This is a genomic window from Limnobaculum eriocheiris (genome assembly GCF_021010575.1).
Taxonomy (GTDB): domain Bacteria; phylum Pseudomonadota; class Gammaproteobacteria; order Enterobacterales; family Enterobacteriaceae; genus Limnobaculum; species Limnobaculum eriocheiris.
On sequence record NZ_JAJNAG010000002.1, the window covers coordinates 63238 to 81518 of the forward strand.

Annotated in this window: 21 protein-coding genes and 2 pseudogenes; 11 read left to right on the forward strand and 12 right to left on the reverse strand. The window is 44.9% G+C overall.

The features are described from left to right. The first annotated feature begins 11 nt into the window (after positions 1–11). Positions 12–1589 carry a glutamine-hydrolyzing GMP synthase gene (guaA, locus tag LPW36_RS01310; RefSeq protein WP_230607708.1) on the forward strand — a complete coding sequence of 526 codons (1578 nt, stop codon included), beginning with the start codon at positions 12–14 and terminating at the stop codon, positions 1587–1589. Between the two features lie 239 nt (positions 1590–1828). Here guaA and LPW36_RS01315 read toward each other — a convergent pair. Then, positions 1829–2092: pseudogene (locus LPW36_RS01315) on the reverse strand (ABC transporter permease); the annotation flags it as partial. Positions 2093–2607: 515 nt separating this feature from the next. On the opposite strand from LPW36_RS01315, the gene LPW36_RS01320 reads away from it, so the two are divergent. Next, positions 2608–2931: a hypothetical protein gene (locus tag LPW36_RS01320; protein ID WP_230607709.1), complete on the forward strand. Its 324-nt coding sequence runs from the start codon at positions 2608–2610 to the stop codon at positions 2929–2931. An 85-nt stretch (positions 2932–3016) separates the two neighbouring features. Here the strand turns inward: LPW36_RS01320 and LPW36_RS01325 are convergent, their stop codons facing one another. After that, the gene (locus LPW36_RS01325) at positions 3017–3382 is read right to left on the reverse strand and encodes a DUF2799 domain-containing protein (RefSeq protein WP_230607710.1); all 366 of its coding nucleotides are present in this window, start codon (positions 3380–3382) and stop codon (positions 3017–3019) included. 73 nt (positions 3383–3455) lie between these two features. Further along, positions 3456–4172, reverse strand: coding sequence for a two-component system response regulator BtsR (gene btsR / locus LPW36_RS01330; protein WP_230607711.1), 717 nt, complete (start codon positions 4170–4172; stop codon positions 3456–3458). A 237-nt stretch (positions 4173–4409) separates the two neighbouring features. On the opposite strand from btsR, the gene LPW36_RS01335 reads away from it, so the two are divergent. Next, complete coding sequence (locus LPW36_RS01335; RefSeq protein WP_230607867.1) at positions 4410–5477, forward strand: 3-deoxy-7-phosphoheptulonate synthase; 1068 nt, start codon at positions 4410–4412, stop codon at positions 5475–5477. Between the two features lie 348 nt (positions 5478–5825). Beyond that, positions 5826–6947: a bifunctional chorismate mutase/prephenate dehydrogenase gene (gene tyrA / locus LPW36_RS01340; RefSeq protein ID WP_230607712.1), complete on the forward strand. Its 1122-nt coding sequence runs from the start codon at positions 5826–5828 to the stop codon at positions 6945–6947. A gap of 53 nt (positions 6948–7000) precedes the next feature. Here the strand turns inward: tyrA and speD are convergent, their stop codons facing one another. From speD to LPW36_RS01370, 6 genes and pseudogenes are all read right to left on the reverse strand, one after another. Then, positions 7001–7801, reverse strand: a complete 801-nt coding sequence (speD, locus tag LPW36_RS01345; RefSeq protein ID WP_230607713.1) for an adenosylmethionine decarboxylase — start codon at positions 7799–7801, stop codon at positions 7001–7003. Positions 7802–7843: 42 nt separating this feature from the next. Then, entirely contained in the window at positions 7844–8701 is an 858-nt protein-coding gene (gene speE / locus LPW36_RS01350; protein WP_230607714.1) for a polyamine aminopropyltransferase, read from the reverse strand. A 219-nt stretch (positions 8702–8920) separates the two neighbouring features. Continuing rightward, positions 8921–9271, reverse strand: coding sequence for a YacC family pilotin-like protein (locus LPW36_RS01355; RefSeq protein ID WP_230607715.1), 351 nt, complete (start codon positions 9269–9271; stop codon positions 8921–8923). A gap of 221 nt (positions 9272–9492) precedes the next feature. Then, a complete protein-coding gene (locus tag LPW36_RS01360; protein WP_230607716.1) occupies positions 9493–9816 on the reverse strand; it encodes a helix-turn-helix domain-containing protein in 324 nt (107 codons plus the stop codon). Continuing rightward, a pseudogene (locus tag LPW36_RS01365) lies at positions 9813–10202 on the reverse strand (TetR/AcrR family transcriptional regulator C-terminal domain-containing protein); the annotation flags it as partial. The pseudogene LPW36_RS01365 and the gene LPW36_RS01360, both read right to left, overlap by 4 nt. A gap of 15 nt (positions 10203–10217) precedes the next feature. Continuing rightward, a complete protein-coding gene (locus LPW36_RS01370) occupies positions 10218–10472 on the reverse strand; it encodes a TetR/AcrR family transcriptional regulator (RefSeq protein ID WP_230607718.1) in 255 nt (84 codons plus the stop codon). Between the two features lie 133 nt (positions 10473–10605). Between LPW36_RS01370 and LPW36_RS01375 the strand changes: the two genes are divergently transcribed. Beyond that, positions 10606–10722, forward strand: coding sequence for a YdgH/BhsA/McbA family protein (locus tag LPW36_RS01375; protein ID WP_230607719.1), 117 nt, complete (start codon positions 10606–10608; stop codon positions 10720–10722). Between the two features lie 127 nt (positions 10723–10849). After that, positions 10850–11128 carry a YdgH/BhsA/McbA family protein gene (locus tag LPW36_RS01380; protein WP_230607720.1) on the forward strand — a complete coding sequence of 93 codons (279 nt, stop codon included), beginning with the start codon at positions 10850–10852 and terminating at the stop codon, positions 11126–11128. Positions 11129–11180: 52 nt separating this feature from the next. On the opposite strand, the gene LPW36_RS01385 is transcribed toward LPW36_RS01380, so the two are convergent. Next, complete coding sequence (locus LPW36_RS01385) at positions 11181–12011, reverse strand: phosphoenolpyruvate hydrolase family protein (RefSeq protein WP_230607721.1); 831 nt, start codon at positions 12009–12011, stop codon at positions 11181–11183. Positions 12012–12020: 9 nt separating this feature from the next. Beyond that, positions 12021–13232, reverse strand: coding sequence for a Tm-1-like ATP-binding domain-containing protein (locus LPW36_RS01390; RefSeq protein WP_230607722.1), 1212 nt, complete (start codon positions 13230–13232; stop codon positions 12021–12023). 116 nt (positions 13233–13348) lie between these two features. On the opposite strand from LPW36_RS01390, the gene LPW36_RS01395 reads away from it, so the two are divergent. Next, positions 13349–14017, forward strand: coding sequence for a TetR/AcrR family transcriptional regulator (locus tag LPW36_RS01395; RefSeq protein ID WP_230607723.1), 669 nt, complete (start codon positions 13349–13351; stop codon positions 14015–14017). Between the two features lie 173 nt (positions 14018–14190). Next, on the forward strand, positions 14191–14727 hold the full coding sequence (gene hpt, locus LPW36_RS01400; RefSeq protein WP_230607724.1) for a hypoxanthine phosphoribosyltransferase: 537 nt from the start codon (positions 14191–14193) through the stop codon (positions 14725–14727). 69 nt (positions 14728–14796) lie between these two features. Here the strand turns inward: hpt and can are convergent, their stop codons facing one another. Continuing rightward, positions 14797–15453 (reverse strand): carbonate dehydratase, encoded by a 657-nt coding sequence (gene can, locus LPW36_RS01405; RefSeq protein ID WP_230607725.1) that lies wholly within the window; start codon positions 15451–15453, stop codon positions 14797–14799. A gap of 341 nt (positions 15454–15794) precedes the next feature. Here can and LPW36_RS01410 point away from each other — a divergent pair, with 341 nt between their 5' ends. The 3 genes from LPW36_RS01410 (at position 15795) to LPW36_RS01420 (ending at position 18238) form a co-directional block, all read left to right on the forward strand. Further along, on the forward strand, positions 15795–16721 hold the full coding sequence (locus LPW36_RS01410; protein WP_230607726.1) for an ABC transporter ATP-binding protein: 927 nt from the start codon (positions 15795–15797) through the stop codon (positions 16719–16721). Then, positions 16718–17488 carry an ABC transporter permease gene (locus tag LPW36_RS01415; RefSeq protein WP_230607727.1) on the forward strand — a complete coding sequence of 257 codons (771 nt, stop codon included), beginning with the start codon at positions 16718–16720 and terminating at the stop codon, positions 17486–17488. Before LPW36_RS01410 ends, LPW36_RS01415 begins: the two co-directional genes overlap by 4 nt. Before the next feature lie 102 nt (positions 17489–17590). Next, entirely contained in the window at positions 17591–18238 is a 648-nt protein-coding gene (locus LPW36_RS01420; protein ID WP_230607728.1) for a DUF1287 domain-containing protein, read from the forward strand. The last annotated feature ends 43 nt before the right edge of the window (positions 18239–18281 follow it).

Here is an 18281-nt window from a genome sequence, read left to right on the forward strand (position 1 = left end):
GAAAGCGATACATGTCAAAAAACATTCATCAGCAACGCATTCTGATTCTGGATTTTGGTTCTCAGTACACTCAGTTAATTGCCCGCCGCGTCCGTGAAATCGGCGTTTATTGCGAACTTTGGGCATGGGACGTCAACGAAGCGCAAATTCGTGAATTCAATCCAACCGGCATTATCTTGTCCGGCAGCCCGGAAAGCACCACCGAAGCCGGAAGCCCGCGCGCACCGGAATACGTTTTTAACGCCGGTGTGCCTGTTCTGGGTATTTGCTATGGCATGCAAACCATGGCAATGCAGCTGGGTGGTAAGGTTCAGGGCTCCGACGAGCGTGAATTTGGTTACGCCAAAGTTGATATTATTAATGACAGCGAATTTGTTCGCGATATTCACGACTCTCTGTCAGCAGAAGGCAAATCACAGTTGGATGTGTGGATGAGCCATGGGGATAAAGTCACTGCTATCCCTGCCGGTTTTACTGCGGTTGCCAGCACTGATACCTGTCCTTTTGCCATTATGGCAAACGAAGAAAAACATTTTTACGGTCTGCAGTTCCACCCTGAGGTTACCCACACCAATCAGGGATTACGCTTGTTAAAACGTTTTGTGTTGGACATCTGCGGCTGCGAAGCGCTGTGGACTCCGGCATCCATTATTGATGACGCTATTGAGCGTATTCGTCAGCAGGTGGGTGAAGATGAAGTGATTCTCGGCCTGTCCGGCGGCGTTGACTCATCGGTAACGGCGATGCTGTTACATCGTGCCATCGGCAAGCGCTTAACCTGCGTATTTGTGGATAACGGCCTGCTGCGTCTGAATGAAGCAGAGCAGGTGATGGATATGTTTGGCGACCGTTTCGGCCTGAATATTATTCATGTACCCGCAGAGCAGCGTTTCCTGAGCGCGCTTGCTGGTATTAACGATCCTGAAGCCAAGCGCAAAGTGATTGGTCGCGTGTTTGTCGAAGTATTCGACGAAGAAGCCTCCAGGCAAACTAACGTGAAGTGGCTGGCACAGGGCACCATCTATCCTGACGTGATTGAGTCTGCCGCATCTGCGACGGGTAAAGCGCACGTGATTAAGTCTCACCACAATGTGGGCGGCTTACCGGAAGAGATGAAGATGGGGCTGGTTGAGCCGCTGAAAGAGCTGTTTAAAGATGAAGTGCGTAAGATTGGTTTAGAGCTGGGCTTGCCGTATGACATGCTGTACCGCCATCCATTCCCTGGCCCGGGTTTAGGGGTTCGCGTACTGGGTGAAGTGAAGAAAGAGTATTGTGATTTGCTGCGTCGTGCTGACGCCATTTTTATTGAAGAGCTGCATAAAGCGGACTTGTACAATAAAGTTAGTCAGGCATTCACCGTGTTCTTACCGGTTCGTTCTGTTGGTGTGATGGGTGATGGCCGTAAGTATGATTGGGTTGTTTCGCTGCGTGCGGTAGAAACTATCGACTTTATGACCGCTCACTGGGCACATTTACCGTATGACTTCCTTGGCCGGGTTTCTAATCGCATCATCAATGAAGTAAATGGTATTTCTCGTGTGGTTTATGATATTTCAGGTAAACCACCGGCGACGATTGAGTGGGAATAGTTTTATAACGTTCCATTAAGTCCCGTAAAGACTAAAAAAGCCAGTTTTATCATTATGATAGCTGGCTTTTTTGTTTCTGTTACATCCGGGGAAGTCCAGAGATGGTCAGCAAGAATACCGTAATTTTTGATGATATAAAAACAGGGGGTGCTTTAAAATGGGGTCGTATGTTGCTGGCGAGATTGTTGGTGAGCCGGATGATTGGTTATAACTTTACTAAATTGTGCAGGCACCGGCTGCGCAATCTGACTAATCGTCCTCCTGAACCGCGTCAGCGAAGTGGCAAATAACACACACAATCACAAACAGCGCCAAAAACGAAGTCGAAACCACATCAATTCCCGCCCCGCGGAACAGAATCCTCTGACCCAGTTCAACAAAGTGGGTAGTGGGTGCCAGTAACATAATATCCTGTACAAACTCAGGCTACTCTCCCGTGGCGTACTGCCGCCGGGTAGCATCTGTGACGGTAACAACACCAGAATCAGCAACATACCAAACTGCGCGCCAGCGTGGCTAAAAATATCCTCCTGAGATAGCTGAAAGAACAGATTGCCAGTCAGATAAGCAATAAAGATGATACGCTGCATCTGTATTGTAACTCAGGTCGTCAATCGGGGATGATTACAAGGGCAACTGATGATAACGGTTAAACACCACGGTTTTTTCAATCATCAGCAGAGTTATTATGTTGAAAATAGGATTAAACCGGAACAGACACAGGCACTTTATTAAACTCAAAAAGGAAATCCTGGTATTCTAACCTGATGAATTGAGAGAGTTATCGATATATTGAATTAAATAGTTATCAATTTAACTATATTAAAATTAATAATCATATTGATTATTTTTAATTGCCTCATGCAATATTCAACGGTGCCATTATTTTCGAGCGGCATGAATGAGAATCTGGCATGAGGTTTTTGTTTATTGAAACCAGACTGGGCCTCAGGTCAGTTCCAAATAGCGTGAATATAAACAGGTAACGCCTGTAATATACCAAAACATGGAGTTGTAAATGAAAGCGATAAAGCTCTTTTTGATGATCGGCGCGTTATCATGCAGTGCTGGTGCAATGGCCGCGTCTGTTGAACAAAGCTGTCTGAATTACGGTAAAAAGGTAATGAAAGATAATCCGGATATGGTGCATTTGTTAAAACAAGCCAAAATTGATCCATCAAGCGTTATGGTTGAACGTTTCGACGGTAAAGTTGGGAAACAGTTTGTTAGTACTGAGGTGACGGCTAAAATTAATAGCGCTCAGGAAAAATTAGGAACTATTTTTTGCCTGGTAAATAACGATTCACCTCTGTATTTCCATTATATTCCGGTTGAAGAGTAATCTGTTTCTGTCAGCTTAATTTAAAATAGCTCATCCAACCATAGTGTTGGATGAGCTGCATTTTGGCGAGAGCTGGAAGGAAATCTTATCTCTCAATTAACTGTTGCCAACTGTTTTTTAGCTGTTCCGCATTAGGGACGCTGTTGCAACTGGCCGGAAAATCTTTATTGGCTTTAGCTATATCTGCAATTTTTTCTGGCTGACACAGCTCATCCTGCCCTTTGGCAAAACCCTCTAAGTAAGCAGTGCGGTTAATTTCCGCTTCGCCATACCATTCAGATAAAACAGTATTATCTTTAACGCCGTTACCTGTGATGGCTTCATAGTGACCGATTTCAAACCATTTAGATGGTGGCCCGCTGTTATCTGAACTGTCAGGCATACCGTCTGGTGAACCGGAACAGCCGCTAATAAACAGCAGGGTACAAAATATCGTTATCATATGTTTCATCACATTGCCTTTGTCTTAACATTCCGGCGCATCATATCAGGATTGGACATCATATTGAAAACCTTACCCGGGACTATGACAGACCTAATTGTTCTTTTAGTGGCTTCAGATAACGGCGGCTAACCGGAATATGTTTTCCAGTACGGGTGATAACTTCGGCAGAACCATTCTCTAACAGCTGAATTTCTCTGACCTGATCGAGATTGATTAAATACTGGCGGTGGCAGCGGATAAAAGAGGTCTTTTCTTCCAAAATTTTCAGCGTAAGCTGAGTGTAGCCACTTTGTGTCGTCCCTACAACGTGAACACCGCTGAGTTCGGAACTTAAATATTCTACCTCTTCCAGACGAAGTAAAAATATGCGGTTATGCCCGTAACAGGGAATATGTTTTAGAGTGGTATCAGTGATTAGCTGTAAATTATTATTTACGTATTTGGCGTTTTTTAACCGTGCAATGGTCTTACAAAGACGCTGAAGGTCGACGGGTTTTAACAGATAATCAAAAGCGTGTTGTTCAAACGCTTTTATCGCATATTCATCAAATGCGGTGACAAAAACGATGTGGGGCATGTTGGCCGGATCGAGCATGGTAGCCATTTCTAAACCGTTAATTTTGGGCATTTGAATGTCCAGAAAAACCACATCCGGTTGTAAACGATGGATGGTCTGAATCGCCTCTAAAGCATTGCTGCACTCACCAATGACGGTGAGATCGTCTACTTCTGAAAGTAGCTCGGCCAGCTCTTCTCGGGCAGGCTGTTCATCGTCAACAATAATTGCTCTAAGCATAAACCCTCCATTGATTTCTCTTAGTTTAACATGATGGAGGTTATCTGCGAATTCTCGTCATTGAAGACAGTCTTCAGCAGAGGTTTTTTTAGTTTTTCAGGGAGAGATTTGTAGAGTAAAAATATATTTACAAAATTGGATTTAAAAGTTTACACTCTGTTTGTGCTATTCTATTTCTATAACTATCTGGTGTTTTTGCCGCTAACTGGAGCGGTGATTTAAGGAACTAATATGATTATGCAGAAAGATGTACTTAATAACGTCAATATCAGTGCAGAGCAGGTTTTAATTACACCAGAAGAACTGAAAGCACGATACCCACTGAGTACCAGTGACGAAGTCAATATTTCTGCTGCGCGTCAGACAATAGCAGATATTTTACACGGCCGTGACGATCGTTTGCTAGTGGTGTGTGGCCCTTGTTCTATTCACGATCCGGATGCGGCAATCGACTATGCACATCGCCTGAAGAAACTGGCGGATGAAATACAGGATCGCCTGTACATTGTGATGCGGGTTTACTTTGAAAAGCCAAGAACTACCGTCGGCTGGAAAGGGCTGATTAACGATCCTCATATGGACGGCTCATTTGATGTGGAGCATGGCCTACACCTTGCCCGCCAATTATTGCTGAAGCTGGTTGACATGGGGTTACCTCTGGCAACCGAAGCATTAGATCCAAATAGTCCGCAATACCTGGGCGATCTGTTCAGCTGGTCAGCTATTGGTGCGCGTACTACAGAATCACAAACCCACCGCGAAATGGCCTCTGGTCTGTCAATGCCGGTGGGCTTTAAAAACGGTACCGACGGTAGCCTGGGAACCGCAATTAACGCGATGAAAGCCGCTTCTATGCCGCATCGCTTTATGGGGATTAATCAGTCTGGTCAGGTTTGTCTGCTACAGACTCAGGGCAACCCAAACGGTCATATTATTCTGCGTGGTGGTAAGACGCCAAACTACGAAGCGGAACACGTTCAGGCTTGTGAAGAGCAGATGCGTAAAGCAGGGCTTAACCCGGCGCTAATGATTGACTGTAGCCACGGTAATTCCAATAAAGATTTCCGCCGTCAGGCTGACGTAGTTTACTCCATACTGGAGCAAATTAAGGCCGGTAACCGTTCTATCATTGGCATGATGCTGGAAAGTAACATCAATGAAGGTAATCAATCATCGGAACAACCAAGAGCCAATATGTGCTACGGAGTTTCGGTAACCGATGCCTGTATCAATTGGGAAACGACCGATACCTTACTACGCAAAGTTCATCAGGAACTCAAAGAGAAAACCTTAGTTTGTCCGTGATTTGTAGTGATATTTGTTGATATATTAACCCGCTATATTACGTCGCCTTTGGGCGACGTAATTATTGTTTGATGGCGAAGTCTGATGATTCAGTTTTATGTTTTAAAATAGTTTATCGGAGGGAGGGGCTTCCGTGGGGGGCGACTTGGCGCAAGCGCTGGCCCGCAAGGTGTTTCATAACTACCTGTAGGAAGACCCGACCCGACGCACTCTAATGCTAAGTACAAATGGTCTTCCGGCCGGGCACATAGATGATATGGGCATCATGTTATTACGGCCGGAATATTCTCTGAAGTTGAGTGCTTATAAAAACAAGACCACATCCTTACCCCAGGAGAACTACACACAATGGTGGCGGAACTAACAACACTGCGCGATCAGATCGACGAGGTTGATAAAGCCCTGCTAAAGCTACTGGCTAAACGATTAGATTTGGTAGCAGAAGTAGGTGAAGTAAAAAACCAGCATGGGTTACCTATTTACGTGCCTGAGCGTGAGAGCAGTATGCTGGCTTCCCGCCGCAAAGAGGCCGCTGATTTAGGTGTTCCTCCCGATTTGATTGAAGATGTACTGCGCCGGATTATGCGTGAATCCTATTCCAGTGAAAACGATAAAGGTTTTAAAACATTAAAGCCGGAGATGGGGCCAATAGTGATTGTGGGTGGTAACGGCAAGATGGGGCAGTTGTTCAGTAAGCTGTTTCAACTTTCCGGTTATCAGGTTCGGGTACTGGAACAGCAAGACTGGGAGAGAGCCGAGCTCATTCTCTCCGGTGCCGGTATGGTGATCGTCAGTGTGCCTATTCACATTACCGAACATATTATCCAGCGTTTACCAAAGCTGCCTGATGATTGCATTCTGGTGGATATTGCGTCGATAAAAAATCAACCGCTACAGGCAATGCTGGAAGTGCATCAGGGGCCGGTATTAGGCCTGCATCCCATGTTTGGACCTGATGTTGGCAGTCTGGCAAAGCAGGTGATTGCATACTGCGATGGTCGGAAGCCGGAAAGCTACCAGTGGTTGCTGGAACAGCTTCAGGTCTGGGGGGCAAAGCTGCATGCCATTGATGCCGTAGAACATGACAAAAATATGGCCTTTATTCAGGCATTGCGCCACTTTGCAACCTTCACCTATGGCTTAAACCTGTCTCAGGAAAAAGTAAATCTGGAGCAGCTATTATCGTTGTCTTCTCCCATTTACCGTTTGGAACTGGCCATGATTGGTCGCTTATTTGCTCAGGATGCTCAACTGTATGCGGATATTATTATGTCGTCGCAGGACAATCTGGCACTGATTAAGCGCTATTATCACTGTTTTGGCGAGGCGGTTAAATTAATTGAAACCGGTGATAAGAGCGAGTTTATTGAGAGCTTTAATCAGGTGAAGAGCTGGTTTGGTGATTATGCGGCGCGCTTCTTAAACGAAAGCCGAACGCTGTTACGTCAGGCCAACGATAGTAGGCAGTAAGTCAAAACGATCTTTCTTTATCGCCACGCCGGTCCGGCGTGGCGCATTTCTCGTTATACCATGACTTCCGGCATGTTTCTGCCATAGTAAATTTCCTGCATCTCTTTGCGCAGTAAACGAGTGATATGTTGACGTTCGTGCTGATCCAGATCTTCCGGTCTGGCATTAAACAGATAATGGTCAAGATCGAACTCTTTTAGCATCATCTTGGTATGGAAGATATTTTCCTGATACACATTCACATCCACCATATGATAGAGGGATGTAATGTCATCCGTCATAAAGTTCTGAATCGAATTAATCTTATGGTCGATATAGTATTTTACCCCGTTGATATCACGGGTAAAACCGCGAACCCGATAGTCCAGCGTCACAATATCTGATTCCAACTGGTGGATAAGGTAGTTCAACGCTTTAAGCGGAGAGATCACCCCACAGGTTGAAACTTCAATATCGGCCCGAAAGGTACACAGGCCGCCCTGAGGATGGCTTTCAGGATAGGTATGGACACAGATATGGCTTTTATCTAAATGGGCCACGACAGAGTCAGGCAAAGGACCAGGGTGTTCTGACTGATCCACCAGGCTCGGATCCATTGGTTCTTCACTGATCAAAATAGTGACGCTGGCCCCTTGCGGGTCATAATCCTGACGGGCAATATTCAAAATATTAGCCCCGATAATAGAACAGGTTTCCGTCAGAATTTCAGTCAGCCGATTTGCATTATATTGTTCGTCAATATAAGCAATGTATTGCTCTCTGTCATAATCCGTTTTGGCATAACAGATATCGTAGATACAAAAACCCAGGCTTTTGGTTAAATTATTGAAGCCGTGCAGTTTTAGCTTATGCAATTTGGTTCACCGCCTTATGTTTTATGGTTAAAGAAAGCTGTGTTATTTATTCAGGGCATCCAGTAGATACTGGGGCAGGGCGAAGCTGCCAACGTGTATGGCTGGATTATAGTAACGGCAATGAATCCCCAGCGTTTTAAAACGTGACTCCAGCGTCGCCAAATCATGCTGACGTAACAGCGGATTTTGACTGGCCCAGGCGAAAGTCATAATGCCGCCATAATAGGTAGGAATTGCCGCCTGATAGAAGCTGGCATCTTCAAAATAGGTAGAAAGCTTCTGGTGGCTGTTAACCGCTTCGTCCTGCTGTAAAAAGCACACGCCGTTTTGGGCAACAAAGATGCCGTTTTCATTCAGGCAGCGAGCACAGCCCTGATAAAACTCAGAGGTAAACAGGCTCTCTCCCGGACCAATTGGATCGGTACAGTCAGAAATGATGACGTCAAACTTCAGATCGGTTTGGTTAACAAAGTTTATGCCATCTTCAATCACTAAATTGAAACGAGGGTCTTCATAGGCCCCGGCGTTGTGGTTTGGCAGGTATTCCCGGCAAAATTCAACGACGTTTTCGTCAATTTCCACCATGGTGATATGTTCAACGCTCTGGTGGCGGCATACTTCACGCAACATTCCACCATCACCACCGCCGATAATCAAAATCCGCTTGGCTTTACCATGAGCCAGAATAGGGACATGGGCCATCATTTCATGGTAGATAAACTCATCGCGCTCGGTGGTTTGTATCACGCCATCCAGCGCCATCACTCTGCCCATCAGGTCATTCTCAAAAATGATCAAATCCTGATGCTCCGTTTTGCTGTGATATAACGTTTTATTAATAGAAAAAAACTGACCAAAGCCGCTGTACAGGGTTTCAAACCAGGTTTTTTTATCTGACATCACCGCTAATCCTCCGGGCCGGATGAAAAAAGTTAGCGCAATATAATAGCGAACTGATGGGTATTATGCACGATTAATGGCTATTTAATTGTTTTAATAAGGAAATTAATTAGAATCTGGCTAATTGGGAAACGCGATTACTTCCGCCGGGAAAAACGGTGGAAAGGGAAATCAGAAGATGGATACGACCGATAAACTTAAATGCGTGGTTTACCTGAATTAATTATTCATGATACCAAATGAGTCTTTGGCTAATGCGGCACACTTCTTATCTTTATCAACCGGGATATGGCTCAAATCGTCATAACTTGACTGGCCTAATTGCTCCATATTTATTTGGTTGTAGTTCGCCAGATCCCAATGATTTTGTTGAGCAAAATAGATCAAAGCTCGCTTTATTTCAGGGATAGGCAGATCTTTATACCCGCACTCTTTTTTCAGATAGAAAAATACCGCCGTAAGATCGGCAAGCTCTTCTGCTTCTGATTCTGTTAATGCCTGACAGGTAGATGAAAACCCAATAAGCGACAGCAATAATAATGGTAAATTAAAACGAGATTTGTTGTTCATTGGCTAGCTAATAAGTTCATTAAGGTAATGACGGTATCATACAGTTAGAGGATGACAAATCTTTTTATACCGTTGTGATACAGCGAATTCTATCTATTCATTCTGATAGAGAACCTGCGGTTTTGTCCAGTTAAGGCACAATTTTAATTGTTACTATCCGCTTTATAAGATTTTCACAAACTGACAAAAGTTACTGCCTGAAAGCATTCAGACAGCACTACTTAACTATGGTAGCGATAGTCGGAAGGGGTGGTAGAGAACATTTTTTTGAATGCCCGGGTAAAGCTTTGTTGGGAATCAAACTGATACTGATAGGCGATTTCTGCAATGCTTCTTTTACTCTGTTTTAGCTCTGAGGCCGCGCTTTGTAAGCGTTTTTTGCGGATATAATAAGCCAGAGAGTCGCCGGTAATATCTTTAAATAGCCGCTGCAAATGCCATTGGGAATAACCTGATTTTGACGCTACGCGTTTTACATTAAGTGGTTCTTCCAGATGACTTTCAATCCAGTAAACCAGATCCTGAATAATGCTGGTTTGAATCATGATTTATTTCCTTCCATTTTGTTATTTATGGATATTGCAACCTGTTTAACTTCATAGGCGCGTCGAAACGTGTCGAGAGCGTTTTCTGCCTGACGCTGAACCTCTTCTTCACGGACATCAGAGAGCGCTCCACGTAGCTGTTTATCAATCAGCCCGGACTCAAGTAACCCCTTAAACTGCACGGCGGTAGTGAAAGGGTCAGCACGACGCAAAATGCCGTGTTCCATAAGCGATTTAAGATGCGTTGATATCTCCATCCAGCCCTTTTGTGGACCTTGTTGATATATCAGTTCGTCAATACCGGTGTGTTCACACTCGGCAATGATCATGCGGGTAATTCTCATCATCACTGGTGACAGATGCAGATTCAGATAGCTGATGCCAAAATTGTGTAACGCCTTTCAGCAATCGATTTCCCGGTTTTGTAACTGTGCAGTGGTGTTAATAATGGCCTGAGTATAGGTATGAACCGCATGGTCAATTACATTCATAAACAACTCTTGTTTAGAGCAGAAGTACTTATACAGAGTAGCTTTGGAACAACCAATACACTCATTAACTTCATCCATGGAAGTGCGCTCATAGCCATTGTTCAGAAAGATATCTGTTGCTTTCTGAAGAATATAAGTTCGACGATCTTCTTTGTGCGGTCCCATTTTCCCCTCATATTCGTACTGTACTGTACTGTACGGTACAGTATTTTATTGAAAAGAAAGAATCAACTGTAATAGCACTAAAAATCAAAAGAGGATAAGTGTGTGAATTTATTGAAATGAGTTGGTTCTGCTTATGCTTATGCTGCTACAAGAAGTCGGTAGCCAACATGCTTCTTACTATCGTGTTATTGCAGCTAACTCTAACGATGATTCAAATAACTGGCGTATTGCCGCAGAGATTTACCGTTAATCTCTGATGGTTAAACCTCGCGATGGATAACCTGCCGCCCGACAGGTATCCGGCTTAGTGATAGCTTCTCCCTCCTGAAAATCCAGCGTATGATAAGCAAAATGTAATATCCTGAAGGATGAAAGCCATGAAGCTATCTTCGATACTGACTGCTGCACTGCTCGCTTTTAGTCTTAACTCTGCTTATGCCATTACTGAAATTATTAACACCGGACAAGCTGAAAAGATGAATCTGATTAGTTTGGGTGTGATCAGTGATATGGTAAGAGTTGAAACGTTAGATCAGGCGGTGCAGGCCATAGGAGAAAAGGCAGAAAAAGCCGGAGCGTCCTATTTTCGTGTTATAGGTGCTCGCTCTTTTGATACTTCGCCTTACTGGCAGGTTTCTGCTGAAATTTATAAGTAGTTAAGAATTTGGTGATAATAAAGCCCGCCGGTGTAGGCGGGCTTTTTAGTGGTTATCGAGTGATGTTTTTAAACTGACGAGTGGTATCCGTTAGTGCCACTTCCGTTGGCAGACGTTCCATTGAGCTGGCGCCATAGAAACCGTCACAATCCGGGCAGTTTGCCAGAATATAGTGTGCATCTTCCGGAGAGGAGATTGGGCCACCATGGCAAAGTACAATAATGTCTTTGCGTATGGTTTTAGCCGCTTTAGCCCAGGCATTGATCACCGGGACGCAATCTTCCAGCTTCATGGCGGTTTCTGCGCCAATGTTACCACCGGTAGTCAGGCCCATATGAGGAACGATGATATCTGCACCGGCTTCCGTCATGGCAATGGCGTCCGCCTCACTGAATACATATGGGGTAGTCAGCAAGCCTTTTTGATGCGCCTTGCGGATCATCTCAACTTCCAGTCCATATCCCATGCCGGTTTCTTCAAGATTGGCTCTGAAATTACCATCAATTAAACCCACAGTAGGGAAGTTTTGTACGCCAGAAAAGCCAACCCGTGCAACGTCATCTAAAAATACATCAAGATTAACAAAAGGGTCAGTACCGTTAACGCCGGCTAAAACCGGGGTATTTTTCACTACCGGTAATACCTCTTTAGCCATTTCCATCACGATATCGTTAGCATTACCGTAGGCCAGTAAGCCCGCTAAAGATCCCCGACCCGCCATGCGATAGCGCCCTGAGTTATAAATAACGATCAGGTCAATACCTCCCGCTTCTTCACACTTAGCAGACAACCCGGTACCGGCACCACCGCCGATAATGGGTTCTTTACGTGCAATCATGGCGTGGAATTTTTGCAATAGCTCTTCACGAGTGAAACGTGACATAGGGACTCCTTATTTTTTGTTCCAGATTTGATTAAAATGGTTAACCGCTTCATCGGCAAAACGCGGATCGTTAATATTGTAAGGAACGCGTATCAGGCGACGACGTTCAGTCTGGATTACGGTTTTTTCCAGCGCCTCAAACAGGGCGGCATCATTTTCCGGTGACCAGAATAACTGGCCCGGTGCATCCAGAGCAGAAACCCCACCTTCAGGTATCAGAAAACGAACTTCGCCATTACAGGCATTCAGCTTGCGACCAATCCATTCACCCATTTGCTGATTCTCTTCTTTGGTGGTGCGCATTAGCGTTACCTGAGCGTTGTGAGGGTAGAACAGACGATCTTTATAGTGGGCCGGTATGGTCTTGGGGTTGCCGAAATTAACCATGTCCAGTGTGCCACAAGAACCTACATAAGGCAGCTCGGTTTGGGCCACAACATCCAGACGGTCAGGGCCACAGGCTAGTACTCCGCCAAACAGCAGATCGCAGATTTCGGTGGTTGTGATGTCCAGCAGACCATCCAGCAAATGGCTGGCAGCCAGTTTTTCCATTGCGGTGCCGCCGGTTCCGGTTGCGTGGAAAGTCAGGCAGTCAAACTTATCGATTAATTGGGCTGAAATAGTTTGCATACAGGGGGTTGTTACGCCAAACATGGTTAAACCCAGAGCCGGTTTCTCATTTTTTACTTCAGGAATAACAAATTTCACTGCACCGGCAATACTATGGGCCGCATTTGCCAGCACCTGACGGGATATGCGATTCAGGCCAGCAATATCGGTAACCGAATAGAGCATAGCGATATCGCTGGCACCAATGTAGTTTGATACATCGCCAGAAGCCATGGTGGATACCATTAACTTAGGCAAACCAATGGGCAGAGCTTGCATCGCCGGGGTAATTAGCGATGTACCGCCCGAGCCGCCCAGTCCAATAATTCCTGCTACATCATCCCGGGATAACATAAATTTTTCAAAAGCTTGTGCCATAGCCACCATCGATTTTCCACGGTCGCCGCAAAACACACTGGCAGCCCCCTGAGGATGGTGATTGGCAATTTCCCCGGCAGAAAAGGTCGTGTCAAAATGGCTATCTGGAGATTTGGTTGATAAATCAACGGTAGTGACTAAAAGGTCAGTTGCATTAATCAGGTCGCGAATGTAAAAAGCTTCTTCACTTTTTGTATCAAAAGTCGTTGCAACATAAACAGTTTTTCTTTTCATCGTAACACTTCCTTGGCTCTGAATTTATTTAGACGAGGTAATAGGTTAGTAAACGTCACATACTGTACCCCATGTATGTAAAATAGCCATAATGAGACTAAAGTATCATATTAAAAATGAGAAATGACTTACAAAATGAAAAAAAAGTCGCTTCAAATGAAGGGCAATCAACATTAACTCGTGCTCGGGCCCGTACATTAAATAAGCTGATTTCCACCGCGCTGGAAATGCTTGAGCAAGGGTGGTTTCCTTCTATTACCGAGTTGGCGCATGCTGCGGGTGTATCCCGTGCTACTGCTTATCGCTATTTTCCGACTCAAAGTGCTCTGGTCTCGACGATTGTCGATGAAAGTTTAGGGCCAATACAAGAGTGGCGTCCTCAACAAGATACTGTCAGTGAAAGAATTTCTGCTTTATTGTCGTTTGCCTACCCTCAGATGGAAAAGCATGAAGGTGCATTGCGGGCAGCGCTACGGGTCTCTTTGCAGCAGTGGGCTGATTTACGCGCCCGGCGGCTGGATAAAGAAGTGGATAAAGAGAAACTGTTTGTTCGGGGTAACCGTAAACGTTTAGTGGAAATGGCGGCTGAACCGCTGAAGAACCAGATAGCGGAAGCGGATTTGAATCGTATGAAACATGCCTTTTCGCTCATTTATGGCTCGGAAGTTTTTCTGGTGTTTAAGGATATCTGGAACCTGGAATCAGACCAAATTCAGGATATCGTTCAATGGATGGGAAAAGCCATTGTTCGTCAGGTAGAAGAAGATGCCGGGTTAAAAAATTAATTTTCAGGCCGGTTGATTCCTTAGTTAACTGGCTGTTTTTTATACATAAATCGCTTAATTCAACAAGAGCGGTAGCCAAAGCGCGCATCGCGCCAGCGGAAGAGTTGTGATAAACTCCGGTGCTTTCTTTCAGCCAAAGGATCTACGTTCAGGCAAACTGATCGGATTTTTCTATGAAACACATTGTTGAAGTTATGATTTCCGAGCAAGACGTAAAAGCACGTATTGCTGAACTCGCCACCCAAATTAATCAACATTATCGCGATAGCGGCAAAGAGCTGGTTCTGGTCGGGCTATTGCGGGGTTCTTTTATCTTTATGGCAGACCTGTGCCGTATGATCACGGTAAATCACGAAGTCGATTTTATGACGGCTTCCAGCTATGGCAATAGCATGAACAGCAATCGTGACGTTAAAATTCTGAAAGATCTGGATGAAGATATTCGTGGTAAAGATGTGCTGATTGTTGAAGACATCATTGATACCGGTTATACCCTGACCAAAGTACGTGAAATTTTGCAGTTGCGTGAGCCTAACTCGATTGCGCTTTGTACCCTGTTGGATAAGCCATCCCGCCGTGAAGTCCCGGTACCCATTGACTATATTGGTTTTTCTATTGAAGACGAATTTGTGGTTGGCTACGGTATTGATTACGCGCAGCGCTATCGCCATTTACCTTATGTGGGTAAGGTTGTGCTGCTGGATGAGTAATTTCCGGTAAAATAAAAGCGGAATAGCCATTGTTTAGCCATTCCGCTTTTATCGTATTAGCGCTGAAGACTATTTAGCGTCTGTCAGGAGCAAATTAGATATCGCTTTGCGATACAGTAATTCAAGCGATTCACGGCTATTAGCGCTGACTTCCAGATCGCGTAATCTGCCGTCCTGCATACCGTATACCCATCCATGAATCAGCACTTTTTGCCCGCGTTTCCAGGCAGATTGAACGATAGTTGAGTGGCCCAGGTTATACACTTGTTCAACCACGTTAATTTCGCTGAGCAGGTCGGCACGTTTTTCCGGTGGTAGTTCACCAATCAGTGAACTGTGTTTATACCAGAGGTCACGAATGTGTAGTAACCAGTTATTAATCAGGCCCAGTTCCGGGTTGTTAATTGCTGCTGTTACACCACCACAATCGTAGTGACCGCAAATAATAATGTGTTCCACTTCCAGAACTTCAACGGCGTACTGGACTACGGACAAGCAGTTAAGGTCGGTATGGATGACCAGGTTAGCAACATTACGGTGTACAAACAGTTCGCCAGGTTCCAGACCGGTTAACCGTTCTGCAGGAACACGACTGTCCGAGCAACCAATCCATAAAAAGCGTGGCCGTTGTGCTAATGCCAAACGCTCAAAAAATTCGGGGTCGTCCTTGCTGATACTGGCTGACCAGACCTCATTATTATGCATTAGTCGTTCTATTTCTTTCATACAGTTTAATAGCTCGTAGTTTTTAATGGCGTTAATATTAAGGTAATGGTGGAACTTGTCAAAACAGAACCACGGATTGACTATCGTTTATGGTGTTGCAGGTTATTCATGCCGATGGTGCGGGCGTCTATGGCCATTCAGTGAAAAATAGTCTGCTCGATCCGGTTGGGGCAGTGAGATAACAGCAATAGGATTATGTTATACCCGATTGATATGTTTCAAAAGTGTTAATTTTTAATTTGTTAACTTTTGATGTAACGATTAAGCTGGCACTATAAAGAACGATTGCATTTTGCGGTCGGTTGCTATTTTTTACACTGATACAAGGTAATCCCTAATTTATGACATACGCGTTGGAGTTATCGCAATTAAGTAAAGTTTACGCCGGAGGCGTAAAGGCGTTGCGAGGCATAAATCTGAACGTGGAAGCCGGCGATTTTTATGCGCTGCTTGGCCCTAATGGAGCCGGTAAATCCACAACAATTGGCATTATCAGCTCTCTGGTGAATAAAAGCGCAGGTCATGTGCGTGTGTTTGGCTATGACATTGATAATGACTTAGTGAATGCCAAGCGCCAGTTGGGCCTGGTTCCTCAGGAATTTAACTTTAACCCGTTCGAAACGGTTATGCAGATTGTGATAACCCAGGCGGGTTATTATGGCGTTCCCCGTCAGGAAGCGTTGGCCCGGGCTAAAATTTATCTGCAACGTTTAGAACTGTGGGAAAAGCGCAATGAGAAAGCCATGCGCCTTTCCGGCGGAATGAAACGCCGGCTGATGATTGCCCGTGCGTTAATGCATCAACCAAAACTATTAATTCTTGATGAGCCGACCGCCGGTGTTGATATTGAACTGCGCCGCTCAATGTGGCAGTTCCTGAAGGAGCTGAATCAGCAGGGGATTACCATTATTCTCACCACTCACTATCTGGAAGAGGCAGAAATGCTGTGCCGCAATATCGGTATTATTCGTCAGGGTGAACTGGTGGAAAATACCTCAATGCGCGAGCTGCTGGCGAAACTGAAATCAGAAACCTTTATTCTCGACTTAGCGCCAAAGAGCCCCATACCTCATCTGGAGGGCTACATCAGCCGTTTGCTGGACACTTCCACATTAGAAGTGGAAGTAGAAAGAGAGCAGGGTTTGAATAGCGTATTTGCTCAATTGAGCGCTCAGGGTGTTTCTGTGTTGAGTATGCGTAATAAGGCCAACCGGCTCGAAGAGTTATTTGTTCATCTGGTTAATGATTATAAGGAAGAGGCGGAATGATGAATCTCTACTGGATAGCGTTAAAAAGTATCTGGATAAAAGAGGTCACTCGTTTCGGCCGTATCTGGGTGCAGACTCTGGTTCCACCAGTGATCACCATGACGCTCTATTTTATTATCTTTGGTAACCTGATTGGTTCACGTATTGGTGATATGCAGGGCGTAGACTACATGCAGTTTATCGTTCCCGGTCTGATTATGATGTCAGTGATTACCAACTCCTATTCCAACGTAGCCTCATCATTCTTCGGTGCAAAATATCAGCACAGCATTGAAGAGCTGCTGGTTGCTCCGGTACCGACGCACATTATTATTTTAGGTTTTGTGGGGGGCGGTGTTGCCCGCGGTATTTGCGTGGGTGTGTTGGTTACTTTGGTATCACTGTTTTTTGTCTCGCTGGAGATTCATTCCTGGTGGGTCATTGCTGTAACGCTGTTGTTAACCTCAGTGCTGTTTTCATTAGGCGGTTTGGTGAATGCTATTTTCGCTGAAACCTTTGATGATATTAGCATTGTCCCTACCTTCGTGTTGACCCCGTTGACCTATCTGGGTGGCGTGTTTTATTCGTTAACGCTGCTTCCTCCGGTATGGCAGATGATATCGAAGGTAAACCCAATCGTTTATATGATAAGCGGTTTCCGTTACGGTTTTCTCGGTATTTCGGACGTATCGCTGATCCTGACTTTTGGGGTGCTGATTGCGTTTACTGTGGCATTTTATCTGTTAAGCTGGTGGTTAATTTCACGTGGGCGTGGTCTGCGTAGCTAACGATTTTGAGGTTGTGCTGAACCCAAATTTAAATGCGGTCTGAATCAAATCACATTTATCTTTGGGTTCTGCCATAAAAGCCGGTCAGAAAAGGATTCAGGGATGAGGATTTTCAGTACCCTAATAGTGCTTCTGTTTATGTCTGGCATTTTTATCTTTTTCAGCGGTTCTCTTCAGTCTGATGGTCAGGTACCGCTGCCAACAGAAACGCCCCCGGTTACAGTTAAAAAGCAGACTAATCAAGCGCTGGCATTAAGCGCCGAAGACCAGATAGGAAAAACGCGCTATTACGATCCGGCTTATGTTTCGCTGTCCTATCCCGGTGGGGATGTTGATATTGAACGGGGTGTCTGTTCTGATGTTGTGATCCGGGCTTTACGTCAGCAGGGGGCGGATTTACAACAACGGGTTCATCAGGATATGAAAACGAATTTTTCGTCTTATCCTCGTATCTGGGGATTGAAGAAACCCGACACAAATATTGATCATCGACGTGTGCCGAATCTTGAAACTTATTTTAAACGGCATAAAATGGAGCAGCCAGTCTCACTCAATGCAAGGGATTACTTACCCGGTGACATTGTTTCCTGGCGTTTGGATAATGGACTACCCCATATAGGTATTGTGACCGACCGTTATACTCGCGAAGGCAGGCCGTTGGTTGTTCACAATATAGGTTCCGGAGCTCGGGCTGAAGATATTCTGTTTTTATGGAAAATTAATGGGCATTATCGCTATTTTAATAATTAGTGCTATGTGTGGTGTGCCAAGCCTGTAATAGGGTGTTTTATTT

Bases quoted from the DNA above. Each gene is read 5' to 3' on its own strand.
- LPW36_RS01320 (WP_230607709.1), top strand. From the start codon at position 2,608: ATGAAAGCGATAAAGCTCTTTTTGATGATCGGCGCGTTATCATGCAGT.
- guaA (WP_230607708.1), top strand. From the start codon at position 12: ATGTCAAAAAACATTCATCAGCAACGCATTCTGATTCTGGATTTTGGT.
- speE (WP_230607714.1), bottom strand. From the start codon at position 8,701: ATGTCAGATAAAAAAACCTGGTTTGAAACCCTGTACAGCGGCTTTGGT.
- can (WP_230607725.1), bottom strand. From the start codon at position 15,453: ATGAAAGAAATAGAACGACTAATGCATAATAATGAGGTCTGGTCAGCC.
- LPW36_RS01370 (WP_230607718.1), bottom strand. From the start codon at position 10,472: ATGGGACCGCACAAAGAAGATCGTCGAACTTATATTCTTCAGAAAGCA.
- LPW36_RS01390 (WP_230607722.1), bottom strand. From the start codon at position 13,232: ATGAAAAGAAAAACTGTTTATGTTGCAACGACTTTTGATACAAAAAGT.
- btsR (WP_230607711.1), bottom strand. From the start codon at position 4,172: ATGCTTAGAGCAATTATTGTTGACGATGAACAGCCTGCCCGAGAAGAG.
- LPW36_RS01355 (WP_230607715.1), bottom strand. From the start codon at position 9,271: ATGAACAACAAATCTCGTTTTAATTTACCATTATTATTGCTGTCGCTT.
- LPW36_RS01410 (WP_230607726.1), top strand. From the start codon at position 15,795: ATGACATACGCGTTGGAGTTATCGCAATTAAGTAAAGTTTACGCCGGA.
- LPW36_RS01380 (WP_230607720.1), top strand. From the start codon at position 10,850: ATGAAGCTATCTTCGATACTGACTGCTGCACTGCTCGCTTTTAGTCTT.
- tyrA (WP_230607712.1), top strand. From the start codon at position 5,826: ATGGTGGCGGAACTAACAACACTGCGCGATCAGATCGACGAGGTTGAT.
- LPW36_RS01395 (WP_230607723.1), top strand. From the start codon at position 13,349: ATGAGAAATGACTTACAAAATGAAAAAAAAGTCGCTTCAAATGAAGGG.
- LPW36_RS01415 (WP_230607727.1), top strand. From the start codon at position 16,718: ATGATGAATCTCTACTGGATAGCGTTAAAAAGTATCTGGATAAAAGAG.
- LPW36_RS01335 (WP_230607867.1), top strand. From the start codon at position 4,410: ATGCAGAAAGATGTACTTAATAACGTCAATATCAGTGCAGAGCAGGTT.
- LPW36_RS01325 (WP_230607710.1), bottom strand. From the start codon at position 3,382: ATGAAACATATGATAACGATATTTTGTACCCTGCTGTTTATTAGCGGC.
- LPW36_RS01420 (WP_230607728.1), top strand. From the start codon at position 17,591: ATGAGGATTTTCAGTACCCTAATAGTGCTTCTGTTTATGTCTGGCATT.
- LPW36_RS01385 (WP_230607721.1), bottom strand. From the start codon at position 12,011: ATGTCACGTTTCACTCGTGAAGAGCTATTGCAAAAATTCCACGCCATG.
- hpt (WP_230607724.1), top strand. From the start codon at position 14,191: ATGAAACACATTGTTGAAGTTATGATTTCCGAGCAAGACGTAAAAGCA.
- LPW36_RS01375 (WP_230607719.1), top strand. From the start codon at position 10,606: ATGCTTATGCTGCTACAAGAAGTCGGTAGCCAACATGCTTCTTACTAT.
- LPW36_RS01360 (WP_230607716.1), bottom strand. From the start codon at position 9,816: ATGATTCAAACCAGCATTATTCAGGATCTGGTTTACTGGATTGAAAGT.